The sequence below is a fragment of the Arenimonas sp. genome, assembly GCF_035312645.1.
In the GTDB taxonomy this organism is placed as follows: domain Bacteria; phylum Pseudomonadota; class Gammaproteobacteria; order Xanthomonadales; family Xanthomonadaceae; genus Arenimonas.
The window spans coordinates 1-18,082 of sequence record NZ_DATGBO010000006.1 but is presented as its reverse complement, the minus strand read 5'-3'; the positions used below and the strand labels follow the sequence as shown (position 1 = coordinate 18,082).

Below are 18,082 nucleotides of genomic sequence, written 5' to 3'. Positions count from 1 at the left end.
AGGCCTTGCACGCCGACGCCGAGCCGCGCCTCGTTCATCATCGTGAACATCGCGTTGAGGCCGCGGTGCTCCTCGCCGACGAGCCAGCCGCTGGCGCCGTCATAGTTCATCACGCAGGTCGCGTTGCCGTGGATGCCCATCTTGTGTTCGATCGAACCGGCCTTGATACCGTTGCGTGCGCCGACTTCGCCCTGCGCATCGGGCAGGAATTTCGGCACCAGGAACAGCGAGATGCCTTTTGTGCCTGCCGGCGCATCGGGCAGACGGCCGAGCACGAGATGCAGGATGTTTTCCGCGACATCGTGTTCGCCGGCGGAGATGAAGATCTTGGTGCCGGTCAGCGCATGGCTGCCGTCGCCGTTGGCTTCAGCGCGGGTCTTGAGCAGGCCGAGGTCGGTGCCGCAATGCGATTCGGTCAGGCACATCGTGCCGGTCCATTTTCCGGAAATGAGCTTGGGCAAGTAGGTGTTTTTCTGTTGCTCGGTGCCGAAGGTCATCAGGCATTCGTAGGCGCTGTGCGACAGGCCGGCATACATCAGCCAGGCCTGGTTGGCCGAATTCATCATTTCGTAGAGGCGGTTGTTGAGCAGCACCGGCAGGCCCTGGCCACCGAAGTCGGGCGAGCAGCTCAGCGATGGCCAGCCGGCGTCGACAAATTGCGCATAGGCTTCCTTGAAGCCCTTGGGCGTGGTGACTACGCCATCGCCCTGGAACGTGCAGCCTTCGATATCGCCGACGGTATTGAGCGGGAACGCGACCTGGCTGGCGAACTTCGCGCCTTCCTCGAGCACGGCGTTGATCGTGTCGATATCGAGATCGGAATGCGTCGGCATCGCCTTGAGTTCGCCAAGAGCGTCGAACAATTCGAACATCACGAAACGCATGTCGCGCAGGGGCGCGTTGTAGCTGGGCATGGAGACTCCGGGGCTGTGAGGCGGCGAAAAATTTCCCGTACTGTAGCGTATGCCAGTCCGGGTGGCGATCCGCCCTGGCCTCTGGCGCGGCGCGGCGGCGTGTCCCAGACTTGGTTCAAACACATTCGGGAAGTGTCATGAAAAAGGGTCTGATCGGTTGTCTGATGGTGGGCTTGTTGCTGGTGATCGTGGGCGGTGGTGCCGCGTATTGGTTCGTGTTGCGACCGATGTACAACAGCGCCAGCGCCGGCATCGAGAGCGTGCAGCAACTGGCCAAGGTGGCCGAAGTGCAGACCCAGGTGAAGAACCAGCAGGCGTTCACGGCTCCTGCCGATGGTCGTCTCACCGCGGCGGAAGTCGCGACCTTCGTGGCCATCGAAAGCGGCGTCGAAAGCAAGATGGGCGGCGAAATGGACGCGATGAAGGCCAAGTACGAAGCGATGGACAAGGACATGAAGGCCCAGGGCCGCGAAGCCAATGCCGGCGAAGCGATGGGCGCGATGGCGGATTTCTCCAGCCTGCTTGCCAAGGCCAGGACTGCGCAGGTCGACGAGCTCAACAAGGCCGGCATGTCGATGGAGGAATTCAGCTGGGTGCGCGCGCAAGCGATGTCCTCGCTGCCATTGGCGAGCATGGACAAGATCCCCGACGGTGTCGCCAATCCCGCGCAGATCGCCAACGCCGATCTGTTACGTCCGCACAAGGACGTGTTGAACAAGGCGATGGGTCGCGCCTGGCTGGGTTTCTGATCGTCGCGTCAGAGCGCGGAACCGGTGGCCTGGCCGGAAGCCCAGGCCCACTGGAAGTTGTAACCGCCGAGGTGGCCGGTGACGTCGACCACCTCGCCGATGAAATGCAGTCCCGGTGATTTTTTCGAGGCCAGCGTTGTCGACGAAAGTTCATCGGTATCGACACCGCCCAAGGTGACTTCGGCGGTGCGATAACCTTCGGTGCCGCTGGCGACGACCGGCCAGTGACCCAGCAGTTTCGCCATCGCGCGGATCTCGGCATGCACGAACTGCCGCATCGGCTTGTTCGTGAACCATTGCTCGCACAGTCTTTGCGCGAAACGTTTCGGCAAAACGTCGCCAAGCACGGTTTTCAGTTCGGCGCCCGGCTGTGCATGTTGGCGTTCGAACAGGAAGGCCTCGATGTCCTGCTGTGGCAACAGATCGAGCAGCAATTCCTTGCCCGGTTCCCAATACGAAGAAATCTGCAGGATGCTCGGGCCGCTGAGGCCGCGATGGGTGATCAGCATCGCGTTGTCGAAGGATGTTTTTCCGCAGCGTGCCGACACCGGCAACGCGACGCCGGCGAGGTCGGCGTAGTGTTCCTGGTGCTTGCCGCTCAAGGTCAGCGGTACCAGCCCGGCGCGGGTCGGCAGCACGGTGTGGCCGAATTGCCGCGCGATCTCGTAACCGAAACCGCTCGCGCCCATGCTCGGAATCGACAAGCCGCCGGTGGCGATCACCAGTGATTGCGCTTCGAAATTTCCCAGCGCGGTGCGCAGGCGATAACCGTTCGCCGCCGATTCCACTTTCTCGACGCTGCAATTGGTCTCGATGCGCACGCCGGCCTGCGCGCATTCGTCCAGCAGCATCTTGACGATCTGCTTGGACGAGTCGTCGCAGAACAGCTGGCCGAGTTCTTTTTCGTGATATGCGATGCCGTGGCGTTCGACCATGTCGATGAAATGCCGCGGCGTGTAGCGCGCCAGCGCCGATTTGCAGAAATGCGGATTGGCCGAAAGGAAATTCGCCGGTGTCGTGCCGGTATTGGTGAAATTGCAGCGCCCGCCACCCGACATCAGGATCTTCTTGCCGCAGCGGTTCGCGTGTTCGATCACCAGCACGCGTCGGCCGCGTTGGCCCGCGACCAGCGCGCACATCAGGCCAGCGGCGCCAGCGCCGATGATGAGAGCGTCATGTTGCATCAGCCACGCCCGTAGGAGCGATGGCAATCGCGACTCTTTTCATCGCGGCGAATTCGGTCGCGATTGCCATCGCTCCTACGCGAAGCCGTCAGATCTGCACCAGCTGCTTGCCGAAATTCTTGCCGGTGTACAAACGGCGCAGGGCTTCGGCGAAATTGGGCAGGCCTTCGACGATGTCGAGCTTGCTGGTGAGCTTGCCGGCCATCACCCACGGCGCCATCGCGGCGATCGCCTCCTCTGCACGGTGCAGGTAGTCGATGATCACGAAACCTTCCATGCGGCCACGGGCGGAGATCAGCGACAGGTAATTCGCCGGGCCGCGGGTTTCGCCGGTGGCGTTGTATTGCGAAATTCCGCCACAGAGCACGATGCGCGCGCGCAGTTTCAGGCGCTTGAGTACGGCATCGAGGATTTCGCCGCCGACGTTGTCGAAATACACGTCGATGCCGTCCGGGCACAGGCGCTTGAGTTCGTCGCTGACCACCTGGTTCTTGTAGTCGATCACCTCGTCCGCGCCGAGTTCGTTCTTCACGAACGCGCATTTGTCGGCGCCACCCGCGATACCGATCACGTGCATGCCCAGGGCCTTGCCGATCTGCACGGTGTTGGAACCCACCGCACCCGCGGCCGCCGACACCACCAGCACTTCACCCGCCGCTGGCTTGCCGATGTCGATCAGACCGAAATACGCGGTCAGGCCGGTAGCGCCGAACACGCTGAGCGCCCAGCCCGGATGCGGAAGTTTGCCGGCATCGAAACGCTGCATGCCCTTGCCGTCGGAAACCAGTTCGCTCTGCGCGCCGGTCATGCCGCTGACCCAGACACCGGCCGGAAATTTTTCGTTCTTCGATTCGATCACTTCGCCGATACCGGCCGAGCGCATCACTTCGCCCAGACCGACCGGCGGCCAATACGATTTCGCCTCGGTCATCCACACGCGCATCGCCGGATCTATCGACAGGAATTTCACCGCGATGCGGATCTGGCCGTCGGCCAATGCGACCGGTGCCGATTCGCGCATTTCGAAATCGCTGTCTTTCGGCAGACCCTCGGGGCGGGCGATCAGGTGCAGGGCGCGTGCAGTGCTCATGACGGAACTCCTTGGGGGCAGGGGCGAATCATAGGAGATGGCGCAAACAAAAGGGACGCGCGTTGCCGGGCGTCCCTTTTTCTTTGTCGCAAGGTGGCTGTGCCTTGCTTATTCCGACGCCGGGCCCTTGCGGTGCGGCTTCGGCTTGGGCTTGCCCATGCCGGGCGGGCTGTCCTTGAAATCGCGCTTGGGCTTGAACGGCGGGCGATCGCCGAAGGATTTCTTCTCGCCGAAGGTCTTCTTGCCGGCGAACGGCGGGCGGCTGCCAGCGGGCTTCTTGCCGGTGGTGTCGGGCGCTTCGCCATCGCGGGTGATGCGCAGCTGCTGGCCGGCGCACCAGACGGTCTTGAGGTGCTGCATCACATCGACCGGCATGCCCGAGGGCAGGTCGATCAGGCTGTGGTCCTCGAAGATCTCGATGCGGCCGATGTGCTTGCTTTCCAGGCCGGCTTCGTTGGCGACGGCACCGACGATGTTGCCCGGCTTCACGCCGTGGTCGTAGCCGACTTCGATGCGGAAAGTTTCCAGGCCGGCTTCAGGCTTGTGCGGCGAGCGTTCTTTTTTCGGGAAGGCCGGGCGCTCGGGGCGTTCGCTGCGTTCCGGACGATCGCCGCGCGGCGCGCGTTCGGCGCGCGAAGGACGATCGAAGTCGCGCTCGTTTTTCTCGAAGGCCGGGCGCGGCACGTGCTTCGGCGCTTCCAGCAGCAGCGGCACGTCGCCGCGTGCCATTTTCGCCAGCGCCGCCGCGATTTCGATCGCCGGCACATTGTGCGACTGCTCGTAGTCCTCGATCAGGCGCTGGAACAGGCTCAGTTCGCCGCCAGCGAGGGTTTCGGTGATCTGCGTCTTGAATTTGGCGATGCGCACGTCGTTGATCGCTTCGACGCTGGGCAATTCCATCGCCTCGATCGGCTGGCGCGTGGCGCGCTCGATCGAACGCAACATGTTGCGCTCGCGCGGCGCGATGAACAGGATCGCTTCGCCGCTGCGGCCGGCGCGGCCGGTGCGGCCGATGCGGTGCACGTAGCTTTCGGTGTCGTAGGGCACGTCGTAATTGAGCACGTGGCTGATGCGGTCGACATCGAGGCCGCGCGCGGCGACGTCGGTGGCGACCAGGATGTCGATCTTGCCGTCCTTCAACTGCTGGATCGTGCGCTCGCGCTGCGCCTGCTGCACGTCGCCGTTGATCGCCGCAGCGGAAAAACCGCGCGCCTGCAATTTCTGCGCGAGCTCGTCGGTGGCCAGCTTGGTGCGCGCGAACACAATCATCGCGTCGAACGGTTCGGCTTCCAGGATGCGCGTCAGCGCATCGAGCTTGTGCAGACCGCTGACCTGCCAGAAACGCTGGCGGATGTTGTCGGCAGTGCGGGTCTTGGCCTCGATGGTGACTTCGGCCGGATCCTTGAGATAGGTCTGGGCGATGCGGCGGATCGCCGACGGCATCGTTGCCGAGAACAATGCGACCTGACGCGTCGCCGGGGTCTTCTTGATGATCTGTTCGACGTCGTCGATGAAACCCATGCGCAGCATTTCGTCGGCTTCGTCGAGCACCAGCGTGCTGAGCTGGGAAATGTCGAGCGTGCCCTTGTCGAGATGATCGATCACGCGACCGGGCGTACCGACCACGACATGCACACCGCGGCGCAGCGCCATCAGCTGCGGACCGTAGCTCTGGCCGCCGTAGATCGGCAGCACCTGGAAGCCGGGCATGTGCGCGGCATAACTATGGAAGGCTTCGGCGACCTGTATCGCCAGTTCGCGCGTCGGTGCGAGCACCAGCACCTGCGGCTTGGTCTTGGACAAGTCGAGGCGGGTCAGCAAGGGCAGGGCGAAGGCGCCGGTCTTGCCGGTACCGGTCTGCGCCTGGCCGAGCACGTCGCGATTGGCGAGCAGCAACGGAATGGTCGCGGCCTGGATCGGCGTCGGTGCTTCGTAACCGAGGCCGGTCAGGGTTTTTAGCAGCGCCTCGCTCAGGGCGAGATCACGGAAAGTGGTGCTGGGCGCCATCGCGGCCGTCTCGGAAGTCATGGTTTGCTCTCGGGGAGCGCCGGGGCGCAGAAGGCCGGGCGGGGGAATCGGGGGCGTATTCTACCCGTTCGACTGCCTGGCCGTCGGATGTCTCGGCAATGGCAGGCTTGAACAACAAATCCGGAGCGCGATCGCATGGCTTATCTGTGGACCAAGACCTTCCATCTGCTGTTCGTGATGGCCTGGATGGCAACGGTGTTCTATCTGCCGCGCATCCTGGTCAATATCGCCGAAGCCGGCGATGCGCCGGCGGTGCGTGATCGACTCGTGTTGATGGGCCGCCGGCTTTATCGCTTCGGTCACATGATGTTCGGATTTGCGGTGGCGTTCGGCGCACTGCTTTTCATCGGCCATTATTTCAGCGCGGATCTTTGGCCGGATGTGGTCGCGGGGCGCGCGTGGATGCACGCGAAGCTGGGTCTGGTGGCGCTGCTGCTGATCTATTTCATCGCCTGCGGAAGAATGCTCAAGCGCGCAGCCAGCGGTGGAGCGTTGCCGGCATCGACGACACTGCGTTGGCTCAACGAGTTGCCGCTGCTGCTGTTGGTTGGCGTGATCTATCTGGTGCTGGCCAAGCCGTTCTGATTTTTTCGCGGCGTGCGTTGCCTGCTACTCCGCAGGCTTGGGCGCTGTGCGGTACGCGAGGTAGGCGAGGCCTAGCGGGCCGAGCGTGCCGGTGGCGATCATCCAGAACGGATGCGTGCCCCAGGAATTGCCGATCGTGCCCGCGGCGACCGCGATGCCGATCGCCATCGCCACGAACAAGCGGTGCTGCGATGCGAGCCGTACCGCCACGCCGGCGCCGAGAAACGCGCCCAGGCACCAGCCGAACACGATCAGGCCTTTCGCCGACATCGGCATGCTCTCGATCAGGGCGCGCAACTGCGCCGGATCGTGGAAGTCGACGCCCGGCGGAATCGCGAAGACCTTGGTCGCGGCGATTTCGGTGAAGGTGGTGGCGAGGATCCCGGCGATCAGGCCGGCGATGATGGCGAACAGGCTGCGGATCATGCGTTGCTCCGGAAAGAGGGCGAGCATTCCGCCAGGCGCTGGAAAAAACAAGGGCCGCAATGCGGCCCTTGTTTCATCGCGAGTTTGCGCCGGACTCAGCGCGGGCTGCGCGGTGCGTTGACGCTGCGACGCTCACCGCCGCTGCGCTCGCCGCGCTCGGACGGCGACTTCGCGCCGGCATGCGCGTGGCGCGCGCCGGTATTGGCATGCGGACGGCGCTGCTTGCTCGGCGGACGCTGGCCGGACGGACGACCGGCGCTGGCGCTGTCGTTGCCCATGCGGATCGCACGGCTGGGCTTGTAGCCTTCGACTTCCACCATCTCGATGTCGGCCTTGAGCACGCGGTGGATCGCGCGCAGCAGGTTGCCTTCATCGGGCGAGACCAGCGACAAGGCCTCGCCGCTGGCGCCGGCGCGGCCGGTGCGGCCGATGCGGTGCACGTAATCTTCCGCGACCATCGGCAGGTCGAAATTGATCACCAGCGGCAGCAGCGGAATATCGAGACCGCGCGCGGCGACGTCGGTGGCGACCAGCACGCGGGCCTTGCCCGACTTGAAGTCGGCCAGGGCTTTCAGACGCTGCGATTGGCTTTTGTTGCCGTGGATCGCGACCGACTTGATGCCGGCTTTCTCGATCTGTTCGGCGAGGCGGTTGCAGCCGTGTTTGGTCTTGCCGAACACGAGGATCTGCTCCTGCCAACGCTCGCTGAGGATGTCGATCAGCAGGTCGCGCTTGCGCGCGTTGTCGACCGGATGCGCGCGGTGGGTGACGGTGTGGGCGACCATGTTCTGCGCCGAGACCTGCACCTGCTGCGGGTTGCGCATGAATTCCAGCGCGAGTTTCTTGATCGCTTCCTCGAACGTCGCCGAGAACAGCATCGTCTGGCGGGTCGAGGGCAGCTTGTTGAGGATGCGCTTGATTGCGGGCAGGAAGCCCATGTCGAGCATGCGGTCGGCTTCGTCGAGCACGAGGACTTCGACATCGCCCAGCTTGACGCTGCCGCGCTCGAGATGGTCGATCAAACGACCGGGCGTGGCGACGAGGATGTCGACGCCGCGGCGCAGGGCGTCGAGCTGCGGGTTCATGCCGGCGCCGCCGTAGATCACGGTGCTGTTGAGGCGAAGGTGTTTGCCGTAGGTGCGCAGGCTTTCGTGCACCTGGTGGGCGAGTTCGCGGGTCGGGGTCAGCACCAGCGCGCGGATGCGGCGCGGGCCACCGAAGGCCGGGGTGCTTTCGCTCAGGCGATGCAGCAACGGCAGCGCGAACGCTGCGGTCTTGCCGGTGCCGGTCTGGGCGCCGCCGAGCAGATCGTGGCCGGCAAGGGCCAGCGGGATCGCTTCGGACTGGATGGGGGTGGGCTGCGTGTAGCCGATTTCCGACAGCACGCGGACGAGCGCAGGCGCGAGCCCGAGCGTTTCAAAAGACATGGTGATGCTCCGTTGTACCCGGAGCGTTCCCTAGAACCGCGCTGCGAGCTTGATGATTCAATGACGCCAGAGTGGCGTGTTTGCGCAGCGTGACGTGCGGAGTGGGCTTGGGCCGGGGGCGCGCTTCGAGAAGCAAGCTTGTGGAAAATCGGCTTTGGCGACCGGGGGAAAACGAAGCCGGTGCTGCAAACGGGGCGAATCCTAACCGATCAGGGCCGGCTGCGCCAATCGCGCCTGAACCGTAATTCAGGCTTTACCCGCTGACCCACACCCCGTCCGGTGTGCCGGACAGGGCATTCGCAAGGGATTTTTGCCGGTTCCGCTCAGTCTTCCGGGGCGTTGTAGGCGTCGAACTCCGCCTGGGTCAGCTTGCCGTCGGCATCGGTATCGGCATTCTCGAAATCGGCGGCGAGCGGGTTGTCGTCGGGGATTTCATCGACGGTGAGGACGCCGTCAGCGTTCTTGTCCAGGGATTTGAACGAAGCTGCGGCTGGCGTGGGAGCAGGCGCTGGTTTGGGTTTGGCCTGGCCGGCCTGGGCAGCGCCGGCGGCGAGCGCCAATGCGAGCGCGGCAGTGCTGATGAGTGCTTTGCCGGGTGACAGGTTCATCGCGGTTCTCCTCATGATTGCCCGATCACGTCGCTGCGATGGGCCAGTTTGCGGCTGTCGCCGGGATGGCGGCGGCCGATGGACTTCCTGCGCGGCGACGGTCTGATCGGGGCCGGCGTGATCGTCGAACGCATGGGTTTGAAATGGCATCGATCCGAACCGCGACGGACTTGCAGCGGCAACAGATCGAATTGCGGTGCCGCCCGATTCCCGCTAGTTGATGATGCGTTTTGCCGACACGTAATGTTTGCGCCAATAAGCGCTTTCGAGCGAATCGAGCCGCACGGTGCCGCCGGTCGCTGGCGCATGCACGAAGCGGCCTTCGCCGACGTAGATGCCGATATGGCTGACGCGACCGCCGCGCGGATTGAAGAACACCAGGTCGCCCGGCTGCAGATCGTCGCGATCGACCTTGGGGGCATTGAGGTCGATCAGCTCGCGCGTGCTGCGCGGTAGTTTCAGCCCGGCGGCATCGCGGAACACGAAGCCGACCAGGCCGCTGCAATCGAATCCGCCCTCGGGCGTCGAGCCGCCATAGCGATACGGCGTGCCGACCAGGCCGATCGCACGCATCAGGACATCGTTGGAAAGCGCACTCAGGGTGCCGGGTTCGCGATAGCGGTCTTCGCCCAGTCCATAGGATTGCGAGTCGCCGGTCCCGGTCCTGGAACCGCCGCTGCTGGCGCAGGCCGACAGCTGCAGCGCCAGCCACAGCAGAAAAAAGCCCCGGAAAACTAGCGTCGGGACCGATGGCTGCGGATAATGCGCGTCCCTCATAACGGGCGAGTTTGCCCCAATGCCGCCGCCGAGTCATCCCGGCCGGCCATACCGGAACCAGAATGAAGATCGAAGAAAACAGCGTCGTGCGTTTCCATTACACCGTCTCCGAGCCCGGTCTGCCGACGCTGGAAAGCTCGCGCGATCGCGAGCCGCTGGCGATCCTGATCGGTCACGGCAACATCATTCCCGGCCTGGAAGCGGCGATGAAGGATCGCGCCAGCGGCGAAACCTTCCAGGTCACGATCGAACCCGCTCAGGCCTACGGCGAGCGCCGTGACGGCATGACCCAGCGCGTGCCGCGCAAGCATTTCAAGAACGCCAAGCTGGTTCCGGGCATGCAGGTTGTCTTGCCGACCGAGATGGGTCCGCGCGCGATGACCGTGCAGAAAGTCGGCATGAGCGTTGTCGACGTCGATCTCAATCATCCGATGGCCGGCAAGACGCTGGCGTTCGACGTCGAGATCATCGACGTGCGCGAAGCCAGCGAAGACGAAAAGAGCCACGGTCACGTACATGGTGAAGGCGGCCACCAGCACTGACACGGCAATGGTCTCGCGGCAAAGAAAACGGCCCGCTTGCGCGGGCCGTTTCTTTTTGTCGATGGCGAACTGGATCAGTTGACGCTGACCGCACTCCAAGCCGCGGCGACCGCGTTGTACTGCGCCGAGCCGGCACCGTAGAGATCGGTGGCGGCCTTGAGCGTGGATGCGCGCGCATTGGTGTACTTGCTGCTGGAGGTCAGATAGACCGTCAGCGCGCGATACCAGATTTTCGCCGCGGCATCGCGACCGACGCCGGTAATGGCCGTATTGCCGTTGCACACGAGCTGGCTCTTGGTCAGGTTGAATCCGGCCGGTACCACCGCGCCTTCCGCGAGCAGGTAGAAGAAGTGGTTGGCGACACCGGACGAGTAGTGCACGTCGAGATTGCCGATCGTGCTGGTGTAGCAATCCGGAGACGCGCCATCGAGGCTGGGCTTGAACATGAAGCGCAGCGCCTTGGTGTTGTTCGGGTTGCTGATGTAGATCTTCTCGCCGATCAGGTAGTCGGGCGTGTCGCTGCTGTTGTTGGCATAGAACTCGACCATCGTGCCGAAGATGTCGGAGGTGGCCTCGTTCAAGCCGCCGGATTCGCCCGAGTAGGTCAGGTTGGCGGAGCGGCTGGTAACGCCATGGGACATTTCGTGGCCAGCCACATCGATATTGACCAGCGGGCCGTAGGTCACGCCGTCGCCGTCGCCGTAGCTCATGCAGAAGCAGGAGTCGGACCAGAACGCGTTGACGTATTTGCGACCGTAATGAACCTTGTTGTACGAACCGGCGCCGTTGTTGGCGATGCCGTTGCGACCGAGCACGTTCTTGTAATAGTCCCAGGTCTTGCTGACGCCGTACTGGGCGTCGGCAGCCGCGCTGGCGGTATCGGAGACGGCGTTGTTGCCCCAGGTGTTGTCGGCGTCGGTGAAGATGGTGCCGGCGCCCGCGGTCTTGTTCTTGAGGTTGGTGGTGTAGTTGTTGCCGCGGCTCGGATCGCGCAGCTCGTAGCCACCGCTGACGCTGTTGGTGGTCAGGGCAACGTTGCCCGAATACAGCGTGCGGCCGGTGCCGGCCGCGCTAGCGGTGAAGACGTTGGTCCAGCGGTCGAGGACACGGCCGGTCTTGGCGTCGATGATGTAGGTCATGTCGCGAGGGGTGCCGTCGGTTTCGCCGCCGACCATGCCAACGCGATAGGCGAGGCGGGACGCACCTTTCTCGCGTGCGAACACCACGAGTTCGGCGCTTGGACTGCCGACGAAATCGCTGCCGAATTCACCACCTGCGCTGACGATCGCATCGGTGGAGTTCAACCGCGGCGAAATGCTCAGGTTGATGTCGCTGTCCTGGGTGAGGGTCGCATCCTTGAAGCGGCCGCCGCGGGAGTGCACGACGACGTCGCCGCCGATCACCTGCAGGCCCTGATAGGTGCGATCGAAGCGGACGTGTTCGGTGCCGTCGGCATCGACGATGACGTCACGGGCCTGGAATTGATCCTGGCTGGAGACGTGTGCGGTGCGCCCGTTGGCGCGCAGGCCCTGCTCGGCGCGACCGGTCGCATCATCGTTGCCGGGCTGCCGCTCTTGCATGCGTGCAGCTGAAGCGGTGCCACCCAGAGCCATCATTACTGCGAGAGACAGAATTTTCGGTGTCAATGACATTGATGAATCCCCTGATGAAGTTCGAAAGAAAATAGGTGAACAACCCGAGCGCCATGCAGCGCGCCCGAACCTGAGGGGTATTCGCGCCCCCGGCATGCGGCTGCGCACCAATCGCAAATTTATGTGATGGAATTAACTAATTGAGGAAAAATAAGGGCAAAAAATAGCCAACTGTGCGGCGCTGCAATACTTTTCTGCGCAAGCCGTCACAGAAATCTTCCGGATCAAAAGGTCCTTCCGAAAAACCGAACTGATCGCCAGTCCCCGATACCTTTGACACGTGGCACAGACGGGGCGTGCGCCTAAGGTGTCGAAGCCGACGGGGGAGACGCATGGCGGACATCAAGTTGGTCGACACCACGCAGCCACTCTTGCCGATCGGGGGCAACGAGCGCATCCAGGCGCTGGACGTGGTGCGCGGGTTCGCCTTGATCGGCATCTTCCTGATGAACATCGAGTTCTTCAATCGGCCGCTCGCCGACATCAACGCCGGGCTTCCCGTCAACGTGACCGGCATCGATGCGTGGGCGGGCTGGCTGATCTACAACTTCGTGCAGGGCAAGTTCTGGACGATGTTCTCGCTGCTGTTCGGCATGGGTTTCGCGGTGATGCTGGGCCGTGCAGAGCGCGCCGGCCGCAGTTTCCTGCGCCCGTATCTGCGCCGCATCGTCGCGCTCGCGGTGTTCGGCATGCTCCACCACATCTTCATCTGGGGTGGCGACATCCTCTTCAGCTACGCGGTCGGCGCGATCGCCTTGCTGATTCTTTTGTACGGCAGGCCGCTTCCGATCCTGATCGGCATCGCCGCATTGCTCGGCGGCGGTTTCATCCCCGGCGCCGATTCGCTGTTCGGTGTTTGCGCCAGTCTCGTCGTGATCGCCTGCGGCGCGTTCTATCTGCGCAGCGAAGAAACAAGCGTGATCGCGCAGCAGGAAATGCCGCTGTTTTCGGCGATCGTACTTGCGCTTGCCGGGCTGCTCGCGGTCGCGGCGCTGGTGTGCTGGCTGGTGCCCGGCCTGCCGAAGGAACCTGCCGTTCCGCTGGCACTGGTCGCGCTGATCCTGCTGGCCTTGGCCCTGCTCTCGGCGAAATTCCATGAGCCGCGGGACAAGCGCATGGGACGCACTGGCGTCGGCATGTATCTGCTGCCTTTCGTGGTGATGACGGCATTCGGCGCCGCCAAATATTTCGAACCGTCGCTGATGCCGGGAGCTGCGACGGCCAAGCCCGCGGTTGTCGAGGTCGCAGGCAAGTCAGCCACCGCTGCGCAACGCAAGTCGGCGGCTGAAGTCGCAGAGACCGAAGCGGACGCAAAGGCGAAAGATCTTGCCGATCGCGCCAAGCGCGAGCAGGAGCAGAAAGAAAAAGTATCCGGGGAAAAGCGCGTCCTGACCCAGGGCAGCTATGTCGACGCAGTGCGCATGCGCGCCCGTGATTTCGCCGAAAACGCCAGCGGCGAAGCGGTGTTCGCCAGCATCGTCGTCGGCATGTTCCTGCTTGGCGCCTGGTTCGTGCGCTCGGGCGTGATGGCCGATACCGGCGCGCATCTGCCGCTGTTCCGCAAGCTGGCCTGGTTCGGTCTGCCGTTCGGCTGCGCGCTCGGGTTGATCGGCAGTGCGATCGCCACCGCGCACTACCCCGGTCAGCCACCGGGCCAATATCAGTTGGCGAGTGGCTTGAGCGTGCTGGGCAATCTGCCGGCGAGCCTGGGCTACGTCGGCATGATCGTGCTGATGTTGCACAGCGGCTCCTTCCTCGCAGGAATTCGCGTGCTGGCGCCCGCGGGACGCATGGCACTGACCAATTATCTGACCCAGTCGGTCGTCGCCAGCCTGTTTTTCTACGGTTATGGTTTCGGGCATTGGGGGCTGGGTCGCGCCTGGCAGGTCGTGTTCGTGGCAGGCGTATTCGCTCTGCAGGTAGTTTTCAGCCATGCCTGGCTGTCGAAATTCCACTACGGCCCGATGGAATGGCTGTGGCGCGCGATCACCTACTGGCAGTTGCCGCCGATGCGCCGCACCGCAACCAGCAACTGATCGGCATTGCGTCGCCCCGCAGCGACGCCCGCCCTTACAATGGCCGGCATGACGGAGCGCGATGCGGATGTTCTGATTCTCGGTGGTGGCGTCATCGGCCTGGCCTGTGCGCACTATCTGCTGCAGGCGGGGCGTTCGGTGCGAGTGCTCGATCGCGCGCGGGTCGGCGCTGCGACGTCACACGGCAATTGCGGCACGATCACGCCCAGTCATGCGCCGCCGCTGGCTGCGCCGGGAATGATAGCCAAGGGTTTGAAGTGGATGCTGCGCCCGGATGCGCCGCTGTATATCCAGCCACGCCTGGACTGGCCGCTCGCCGATTGGCTGCTGCATTTCGCCGCGCACTGCAATCGCCGCGATTGGCAACGCGCGGCGCAGGCGAAATCATCGCTGCTGGAATGTTCGCGGCGATTGCTCGCCGATCTCGTCGCCGAGCAGAATCTCGACTGCGAATTCACCACCGCCGGCTTGCGCTACGTTTATCGCGATGCGCAGACGTTCGACAAAGCCTGCCGCGAATTGCCGGCGCTGGCGGAACTCGGCATCGCGTCCAGCCTGCTCGACGCCGCCGCTCTCGCCACGGCGGAACCGGCACTGCTGCCGGACATGGCCGGCGCGATCCATTTCCCCAACGACGCGCATCTGCGCCCGGATCGATTGCTCGCCGAACTCGCGCGCCGCGTACGCGAGCAGGGCGGCGTGATCGAAGAAGGCGTTGAAGTTGTCGGCTTCACCAATGTCGCCGGACGGATCGCCAGCGTGCAGACCGATCAAGGCGAGCGCCGCGGTCATCAGGTGCTCGCCGCGTTCGGGCCGTGGTCGCCGATTCTGCTACGCCAGCTCGATCTGCGTCTGCCGATCCAGCCCGGCAAGGGGTATTCGATCACCTATTCGCGGCCGACGCCGGCGCCGCGCGTGCCGATCGTGCTGCGCGAGCGCAGCGTCTGCATCACTGCCTGGGACAGCGGTTTTCGTCTCGGCAGCACCATGGAGTTCTCCGGTTACGACAGTTCGCTCAACCGCACCCGTCTCGATGCGCTCGAACGCGCCGCGCGCGATTACCTGCGCGAACCGGTCGGCGCCGAGAAGCGCGAGGAATGGTACGGCTGGCGGCCGATGACCTGGGATGACCTGCCGATTCTCGGCCGCGCGCCGCGTCACGAAAACCTCTGGCTGGCGACCGGTCATGGCATGCTCGGCGTGAGCATGAGCGCGGTCAGCGGCCACCTGCTCGCGGATCTGATCTGCGGGCGCGAACCGATCATCGACCCGGCGCCCAGCGCGCCGCAACGTTTCAATCTCTAGGCCATGGCCATGGACGTATTCAAACTGCATCGCGGCAGTGCGCCGCTGCTGATCAGCCTGCCGCACGATGGCAGCGCGATTCCCGACGCGATCTCCGCCCGCCTGACCGACGGCGCCCGCAGCGCCCCCGATACCGATTGGTTCGTCAGCCGGCTCTACGATTTCGCGCGTGACCTCGGCGCTTCCGTGCTGGTGCCGACGTATTCGCGCTATGTCGTTGACCTCAATCGTTCTTCCGATGATGTCTCGCTGTATCCCGGCCAGAACACTACCGGGCTGTGCCCGATCGTGCGCTTCAGCGGTGAGCCGGTGTATCGCGAGGGCGAGCAGCCGACGCCGACGGAAATCGCCGAGCGCGTGCAGCGTTACTGGCAGCCGTATCACCAGGCGCTGGCCGGCGAGATCGAACGCATCCGCAGCGAACACGGCCGCGTGCTGCTCTGGGAAGGCCATTCGATCCGCGCCGAACTGCCGTTCCTGTTCGAAGGGCGCTTGCCCGATTTCAATCTCGGCACGGTCGGCGGCAACAGCTGCGCGCCAGCGATGCAACAACGCATCGCTGCCGTGCTGTCCGAGCAGGGCGACTACACCTGGGTGGCGAACGGCCGCTTCAAGGGCGGCTACATCACCCGCCACTACGGCGATCCGACGCGCGGAGTTGATGCCGTGCAACTGGAATTGGCACAGTCCACGTACATGGACGATGTCGCCGTCACCTACGACGACGACAAAGCCGCCGCGACGGCAACGATGATCCGCAAATTGCTGGCGGCCGCGCTGGCCAATTGAAGCGTGTTCGCAGGGGTGGGCATGACCGCGATTCTTTGAGCCTTCGTAGGAGCGGGCATGCCCGCGATGATCTTTGCGTTGCCAGTTCGAAGAATCGCGGTCATGCCCGCTCCTACGGGCAACAAAAAAAGCCCCGCGGATGCGGGGCTTTTTCTTGAGCCGGTGCAATCGCGGCAGCGATCAGTTCGGCGGGTTGTACTTGAGCAGGAATGCCTCCAGGCGCTTGTACAGCTCGATCTGGTTGGTCGTGTCGTAGAAGCCGTGGCCTTCGTTGGATCGAAGCATGCTTTCAAAAGGCTTTTTCGCTTTCTTAAGCGCATCTTCCATGTGGTTGTATTGTTCGATCGGAGCGCGCCAGTCGGCCTTGCCGTGGATGAGCAGAATGGGCAGGTTCAACTGATCGGCGTGACTGGCTGGCGATTGTGCTGCCAGTTCGGCCGCATCCGAGCCGACAGCTCGCGACAGGTAGCTGCGCCCTTGGGTACTGTCGTTGGTATCGCCAGAATCCTGCATTTCTGCGAGGTCGTAAACGCCCGCATAGCCGATCGCACATTTGTACATACCGGGATTCCGGATTGGATTCATCAGCGCCGAATAGCCGCCGAAACTGGCTCCATAGATACATACGCGATTGGCGTCCGCCTTGCCTTGCGAAATCACCCACTTCACGCCGTCTCCGATATCGTCCTGGATGCCGGTACCCCACTGACGATACGTCGAGCGTTCGAAATTCTCGCCACGCCCACCGGAGCCGCGGTAATTCACCTGAAGTACCGCATATCCGCGGCTGGCGAGGAACTGTACATCCGGTTCGTAGCCCCAGCTATCGTAGGGGCCGAAGGGGCCGCCATGCGGCATCACGATCATGGGAAGCGGGCCGGACTTTCCGACGGGAGTGGTGAGAAATCCCTGCAACGTATCGCCGTGGCTGTTTTTGTATTCGAACGGCATCGTGGATGCCATCGTCTCCGGCGCGATCCATTCCATGCTTTCGAACAGCAGGGAAGGTTGCTTGGTCACGCGGTCGAAAAGATAGTAGGCACCCGGGTGCCGGTCGCTGTAGACGAAGAACAGGACTTTCTGATTGTCCTTGCTGAAATTGACGAAGCTGACCATCTGGCCCGGGAACAGCTTCATCAGGCCCGAGTGCAACTGTGCCCATTCCGATTTTGGGTCTACGTAATCGATTTTCGGTCGGCCGCCGCTATAGCTAACCGCGAACGGCTTGCCCTCATAGCCACCCCAAAGCACACCAGAAACATTAAGTACGGCGTTGCCTGCCAGACGCTCGCGCGTGCCGGCGCTCATGTCTACGCGATACAGCGCAGAAGGTTCGCCAGAGTCGCTGATGAGAGCGTAAACATGATTGTTGTCCTGTTCGAAGCCGACAGGCTGGATGCTGCGACCGGCGATGCTTGCGGGAACTCGAACCCATTCGGTATCGCTGCCGTGCGGGCGGTACCAGTTAATTGGCTCATCGTCATTGGTGCTGTCTATCCGGAAGCGAAGCGCACCGGCTTCATCGGCGGAAACATAGCCGCCATCGAAACTCTCGATCTGCGTCCTCTTGCCGGTATGGGTGTCCACGCGGAATACCGAGGATTTGTCCGCGGACCGCGATTGATCCCATGGGACATAAACGAATAGCGCCTGTCCATTCGTGCCGTGAAGCAGATCCGTCAGGTATGCCGTCGCGCGATCCTTGAGCTGCGATCGATAATTGCCGTTGTCCTCGAGGTAGCCGAACAGCTGCTTCTGTTCCGAGCCGTCGGCGTTGCTCGCGTACACCGCGCCAGTAAGCATGGGCTGCTTGAGATAGCCGAAATGCTTCGCTTTCGAAGCCACCAGGCGATCATCGTCGCTCCAGGAGGTGTCGGCGATGCTCTCCTCCTCCTTCGGGTCGAACTTGATAACGGTTCGCTCGAACTTTCCATCAAGCTTGATTATGTGGACGGCATCGAACTTCTCGA

The 18,082-nt window shown here is 63.3% G+C and carries 18 protein-coding genes; 7 read left to right on the top strand and 11 right to left on the bottom strand.

Translation table 11 applies throughout. From position 1 onward, the window contains the following. A partial coding sequence (locus VKM35_RS00520; protein ID WP_324317240.1) for an acyl-CoA dehydrogenase family protein occupies positions 1–914 on the bottom strand: 914 nt, incomplete at its 3' end. Positions 915–1,051: 137 nt separating this feature from the next. Here VKM35_RS00520 and VKM35_RS00515 point away from each other — a divergent pair. After that, a complete protein-coding gene (locus tag VKM35_RS00515) occupies positions 1,052–1,663 on the top strand; it encodes a hypothetical protein (protein WP_324317238.1) in 612 nt (203 codons plus the stop codon). A gap of 8 nt (positions 1,664–1,671) precedes the next feature. Here the strand turns inward: VKM35_RS00515 and VKM35_RS00510 are convergent, their stop codons facing one another. The 3 genes from VKM35_RS00510 to VKM35_RS00500 form a co-directional block, all read right to left on the bottom strand. Then, complete coding sequence (locus VKM35_RS00510) at positions 1,672–2,847, bottom strand: NAD(P)/FAD-dependent oxidoreductase (RefSeq protein ID WP_324317236.1); 1,176 nt, start codon at positions 2,845–2,847, stop codon at positions 1,672–1,674. An 88-nt stretch (positions 2,848–2,935) separates the two neighbouring features. Next, entirely contained in the window at positions 2,936–3,937 is a 1,002-nt protein-coding gene (locus VKM35_RS00505; RefSeq protein WP_324317234.1) for an NADP-dependent oxidoreductase, read from the bottom strand. A 108-nt stretch (positions 3,938–4,045) separates the two neighbouring features. Beyond that, positions 4,046–5,965: a DEAD/DEAH box helicase gene (locus tag VKM35_RS00500; RefSeq protein ID WP_324317232.1), complete on the bottom strand. Its 1,920-nt coding sequence runs from the start codon at positions 5,963–5,965 to the stop codon at positions 4,046–4,048. Positions 5,966–6,100: 135 nt separating this feature from the next. Here VKM35_RS00500 and VKM35_RS00495 point away from each other — a divergent pair, with 135 nt between their 5' ends. Continuing rightward, the gene (locus tag VKM35_RS00495) at positions 6,101–6,550 is read left to right on the top strand and encodes a CopD family protein (protein ID WP_324317230.1); all 450 of its coding nucleotides are present in this window, start codon (positions 6,101–6,103) and stop codon (positions 6,548–6,550) included. Between the two features lie 24 nt (positions 6,551–6,574). On the opposite strand, the gene VKM35_RS00490 is transcribed toward VKM35_RS00495, so the two are convergent. The 5 genes from VKM35_RS00490 to VKM35_RS00470 all read right to left on the bottom strand — a co-directional run bounded on the left by VKM35_RS00490 (position 6,575) and on the right by VKM35_RS00470 (position 9,788). Then, positions 6,575–6,976, bottom strand: a complete 402-nt coding sequence (locus VKM35_RS00490) for a hypothetical protein (protein WP_324317228.1) — start codon at positions 6,974–6,976, stop codon at positions 6,575–6,577. A 95-nt stretch (positions 6,977–7,071) separates the two neighbouring features. Next, a complete protein-coding gene (locus VKM35_RS00485; protein ID WP_324317227.1) occupies positions 7,072–8,403 on the bottom strand; it encodes a DEAD/DEAH box helicase in 1,332 nt (443 codons plus the stop codon). Positions 8,404–8,726: 323 nt separating this feature from the next. Further along, complete coding sequence (locus VKM35_RS00480; protein WP_324317225.1) at positions 8,727–9,011, bottom strand: hypothetical protein; 285 nt, start codon at positions 9,009–9,011, stop codon at positions 8,727–8,729. Between the two features lie 11 nt (positions 9,012–9,022). Continuing rightward, entirely contained in the window at positions 9,023–9,145 is a 123-nt protein-coding gene (locus VKM35_RS00475) for a hypothetical protein (protein WP_324317223.1), read from the bottom strand. A gap of 79 nt (positions 9,146–9,224) precedes the next feature. After that, positions 9,225–9,788, bottom strand: coding sequence for a C40 family peptidase (locus tag VKM35_RS00470; protein ID WP_324317221.1), 564 nt, complete (start codon positions 9,786–9,788; stop codon positions 9,225–9,227). A gap of 62 nt (positions 9,789–9,850) precedes the next feature. Between VKM35_RS00470 and VKM35_RS00465 the strand changes: the two genes are divergently transcribed. Continuing rightward, positions 9,851–10,330 (top strand): peptidylprolyl isomerase, encoded by a 480-nt coding sequence (locus tag VKM35_RS00465; protein ID WP_324317219.1) that lies wholly within the window; start codon positions 9,851–9,853, stop codon positions 10,328–10,330. Between the two features lie 74 nt (positions 10,331–10,404). Here the strand turns inward: VKM35_RS00465 and VKM35_RS00460 are convergent, their stop codons facing one another. After that, on the bottom strand, positions 10,405–11,982 hold the full coding sequence (locus VKM35_RS00460) for a M4 family metallopeptidase (RefSeq protein ID WP_414636518.1): 1,578 nt from the start codon (positions 11,980–11,982) through the stop codon (positions 10,405–10,407). Between VKM35_RS00460 and VKM35_RS00455 the strand changes: the two genes are divergently transcribed. The 4 genes from VKM35_RS00455 (at position 11,909) to hutG (ending at position 16,112) form a co-directional block, all read left to right on the top strand. Further along, a complete protein-coding gene (locus tag VKM35_RS00455) occupies positions 11,909–12,109 on the top strand; it encodes a hypothetical protein (RefSeq protein ID WP_324317244.1) in 201 nt (66 codons plus the stop codon). The genes VKM35_RS00460 and VKM35_RS00455 overlap by 74 nt on opposite strands. 205 nt (positions 12,110–12,314) lie before the next feature. After that, a complete protein-coding gene (locus tag VKM35_RS00450) occupies positions 12,315–14,018 on the top strand; it encodes a DUF418 domain-containing protein (RefSeq protein ID WP_324317217.1) in 1,704 nt (567 codons plus the stop codon). 48 nt (positions 14,019–14,066) lie between these two features. Further along, a complete protein-coding gene (locus tag VKM35_RS00445) occupies positions 14,067–15,323 on the top strand; it encodes an FAD-dependent oxidoreductase (protein ID WP_414636517.1) in 1,257 nt (418 codons plus the stop codon). A gap of 9 nt (positions 15,324–15,332) precedes the next feature. Further along, on the top strand, positions 15,333–16,112 hold the full coding sequence (hutG, locus tag VKM35_RS00440) for an N-formylglutamate deformylase (protein ID WP_324317212.1): 780 nt from the start codon (positions 15,333–15,335) through the stop codon (positions 16,110–16,112). Positions 16,113–16,292: 180 nt separating this feature from the next. Here the strand turns inward: hutG and VKM35_RS00435 are convergent. Further along, positions 16,293–18,082 (bottom strand): alpha/beta hydrolase family protein (locus tag VKM35_RS00435; RefSeq protein ID WP_324317209.1); only part of this gene is annotated, 1,790 nt, incomplete at its 5' end.

What these genes read in the sequence shown, in the direction of transcription:
- VKM35_RS00515 (WP_324317238.1), top strand. Translation starts at nt 1,052, where the DNA reads ATGAAAAAGGGTCTGATCGGTTGTCTGATGGTGGGCTTGTTGCTGGTG.
- VKM35_RS00510 (WP_324317236.1), bottom strand. Translation starts at nt 2,847, where the DNA reads ATGCAACATGACGCTCTCATCATCGGCGCTGGCGCCGCTGGCCTGATG.
- VKM35_RS00505 (WP_324317234.1), bottom strand. Translation starts at nt 3,937, where the DNA reads ATGAGCACTGCACGCGCCCTGCACCTGATCGCCCGCCCCGAGGGTCTG.
- VKM35_RS00500 (WP_324317232.1), bottom strand. Translation starts at nt 5,965, where the DNA reads ATGACTTCCGAGACGGCCGCGATGGCGCCCAGCACCACTTTCCGTGAT.
- VKM35_RS00495 (WP_324317230.1), top strand. Translation starts at nt 6,101, where the DNA reads ATGGCTTATCTGTGGACCAAGACCTTCCATCTGCTGTTCGTGATGGCC.
- VKM35_RS00490 (WP_324317228.1), bottom strand. Translation starts at nt 6,976, where the DNA reads ATGATCCGCAGCCTGTTCGCCATCATCGCCGGCCTGATCGCCGGGATC.
- VKM35_RS00485 (WP_324317227.1), bottom strand. Translation starts at nt 8,403, where the DNA reads ATGTCTTTTGAAACGCTCGGGCTCGCGCCTGCGCTCGTCCGCGTGCTG.
- VKM35_RS00480 (WP_324317225.1), bottom strand. Translation starts at nt 9,011, where the DNA reads ATGAACCTGTCACCCGGCAAAGCACTCATCAGCACTGCCGCGCTCGCA.
- VKM35_RS00475 (WP_324317223.1), bottom strand. Translation starts at nt 9,145, where the DNA reads ATGCGTTCGACGATCACGCCGGCCCCGATCAGACCGTCGCCGCGCAGG.
- VKM35_RS00470 (WP_324317221.1), bottom strand. Translation starts at nt 9,788, where the DNA reads ATGAGGGACGCGCATTATCCGCAGCCATCGGTCCCGACGCTAGTTTTC.
- VKM35_RS00465 (WP_324317219.1), top strand. Translation starts at nt 9,851, where the DNA reads ATGAAGATCGAAGAAAACAGCGTCGTGCGTTTCCATTACACCGTCTCC.
- VKM35_RS00455 (WP_324317244.1), top strand. Translation starts at nt 11,909, where the DNA reads ATGCGTGCAGCTGAAGCGGTGCCACCCAGAGCCATCATTACTGCGAGA.
- VKM35_RS00460 (WP_414636518.1), bottom strand. Translation starts at nt 11,982, where the DNA reads ATGTCATTGACACCGAAAATTCTGTCTCTCGCAGTAATGATGGCTCTG.
- VKM35_RS00450 (WP_324317217.1), top strand. Translation starts at nt 12,315, where the DNA reads ATGGCGGACATCAAGTTGGTCGACACCACGCAGCCACTCTTGCCGATC.
- VKM35_RS00445 (WP_414636517.1), top strand. Translation starts at nt 14,067, where the DNA reads ATGACGGAGCGCGATGCGGATGTTCTGATTCTCGGTGGTGGCGTCATC.
- hutG (WP_324317212.1), top strand. Translation starts at nt 15,333, where the DNA reads ATGGACGTATTCAAACTGCATCGCGGCAGTGCGCCGCTGCTGATCAGC.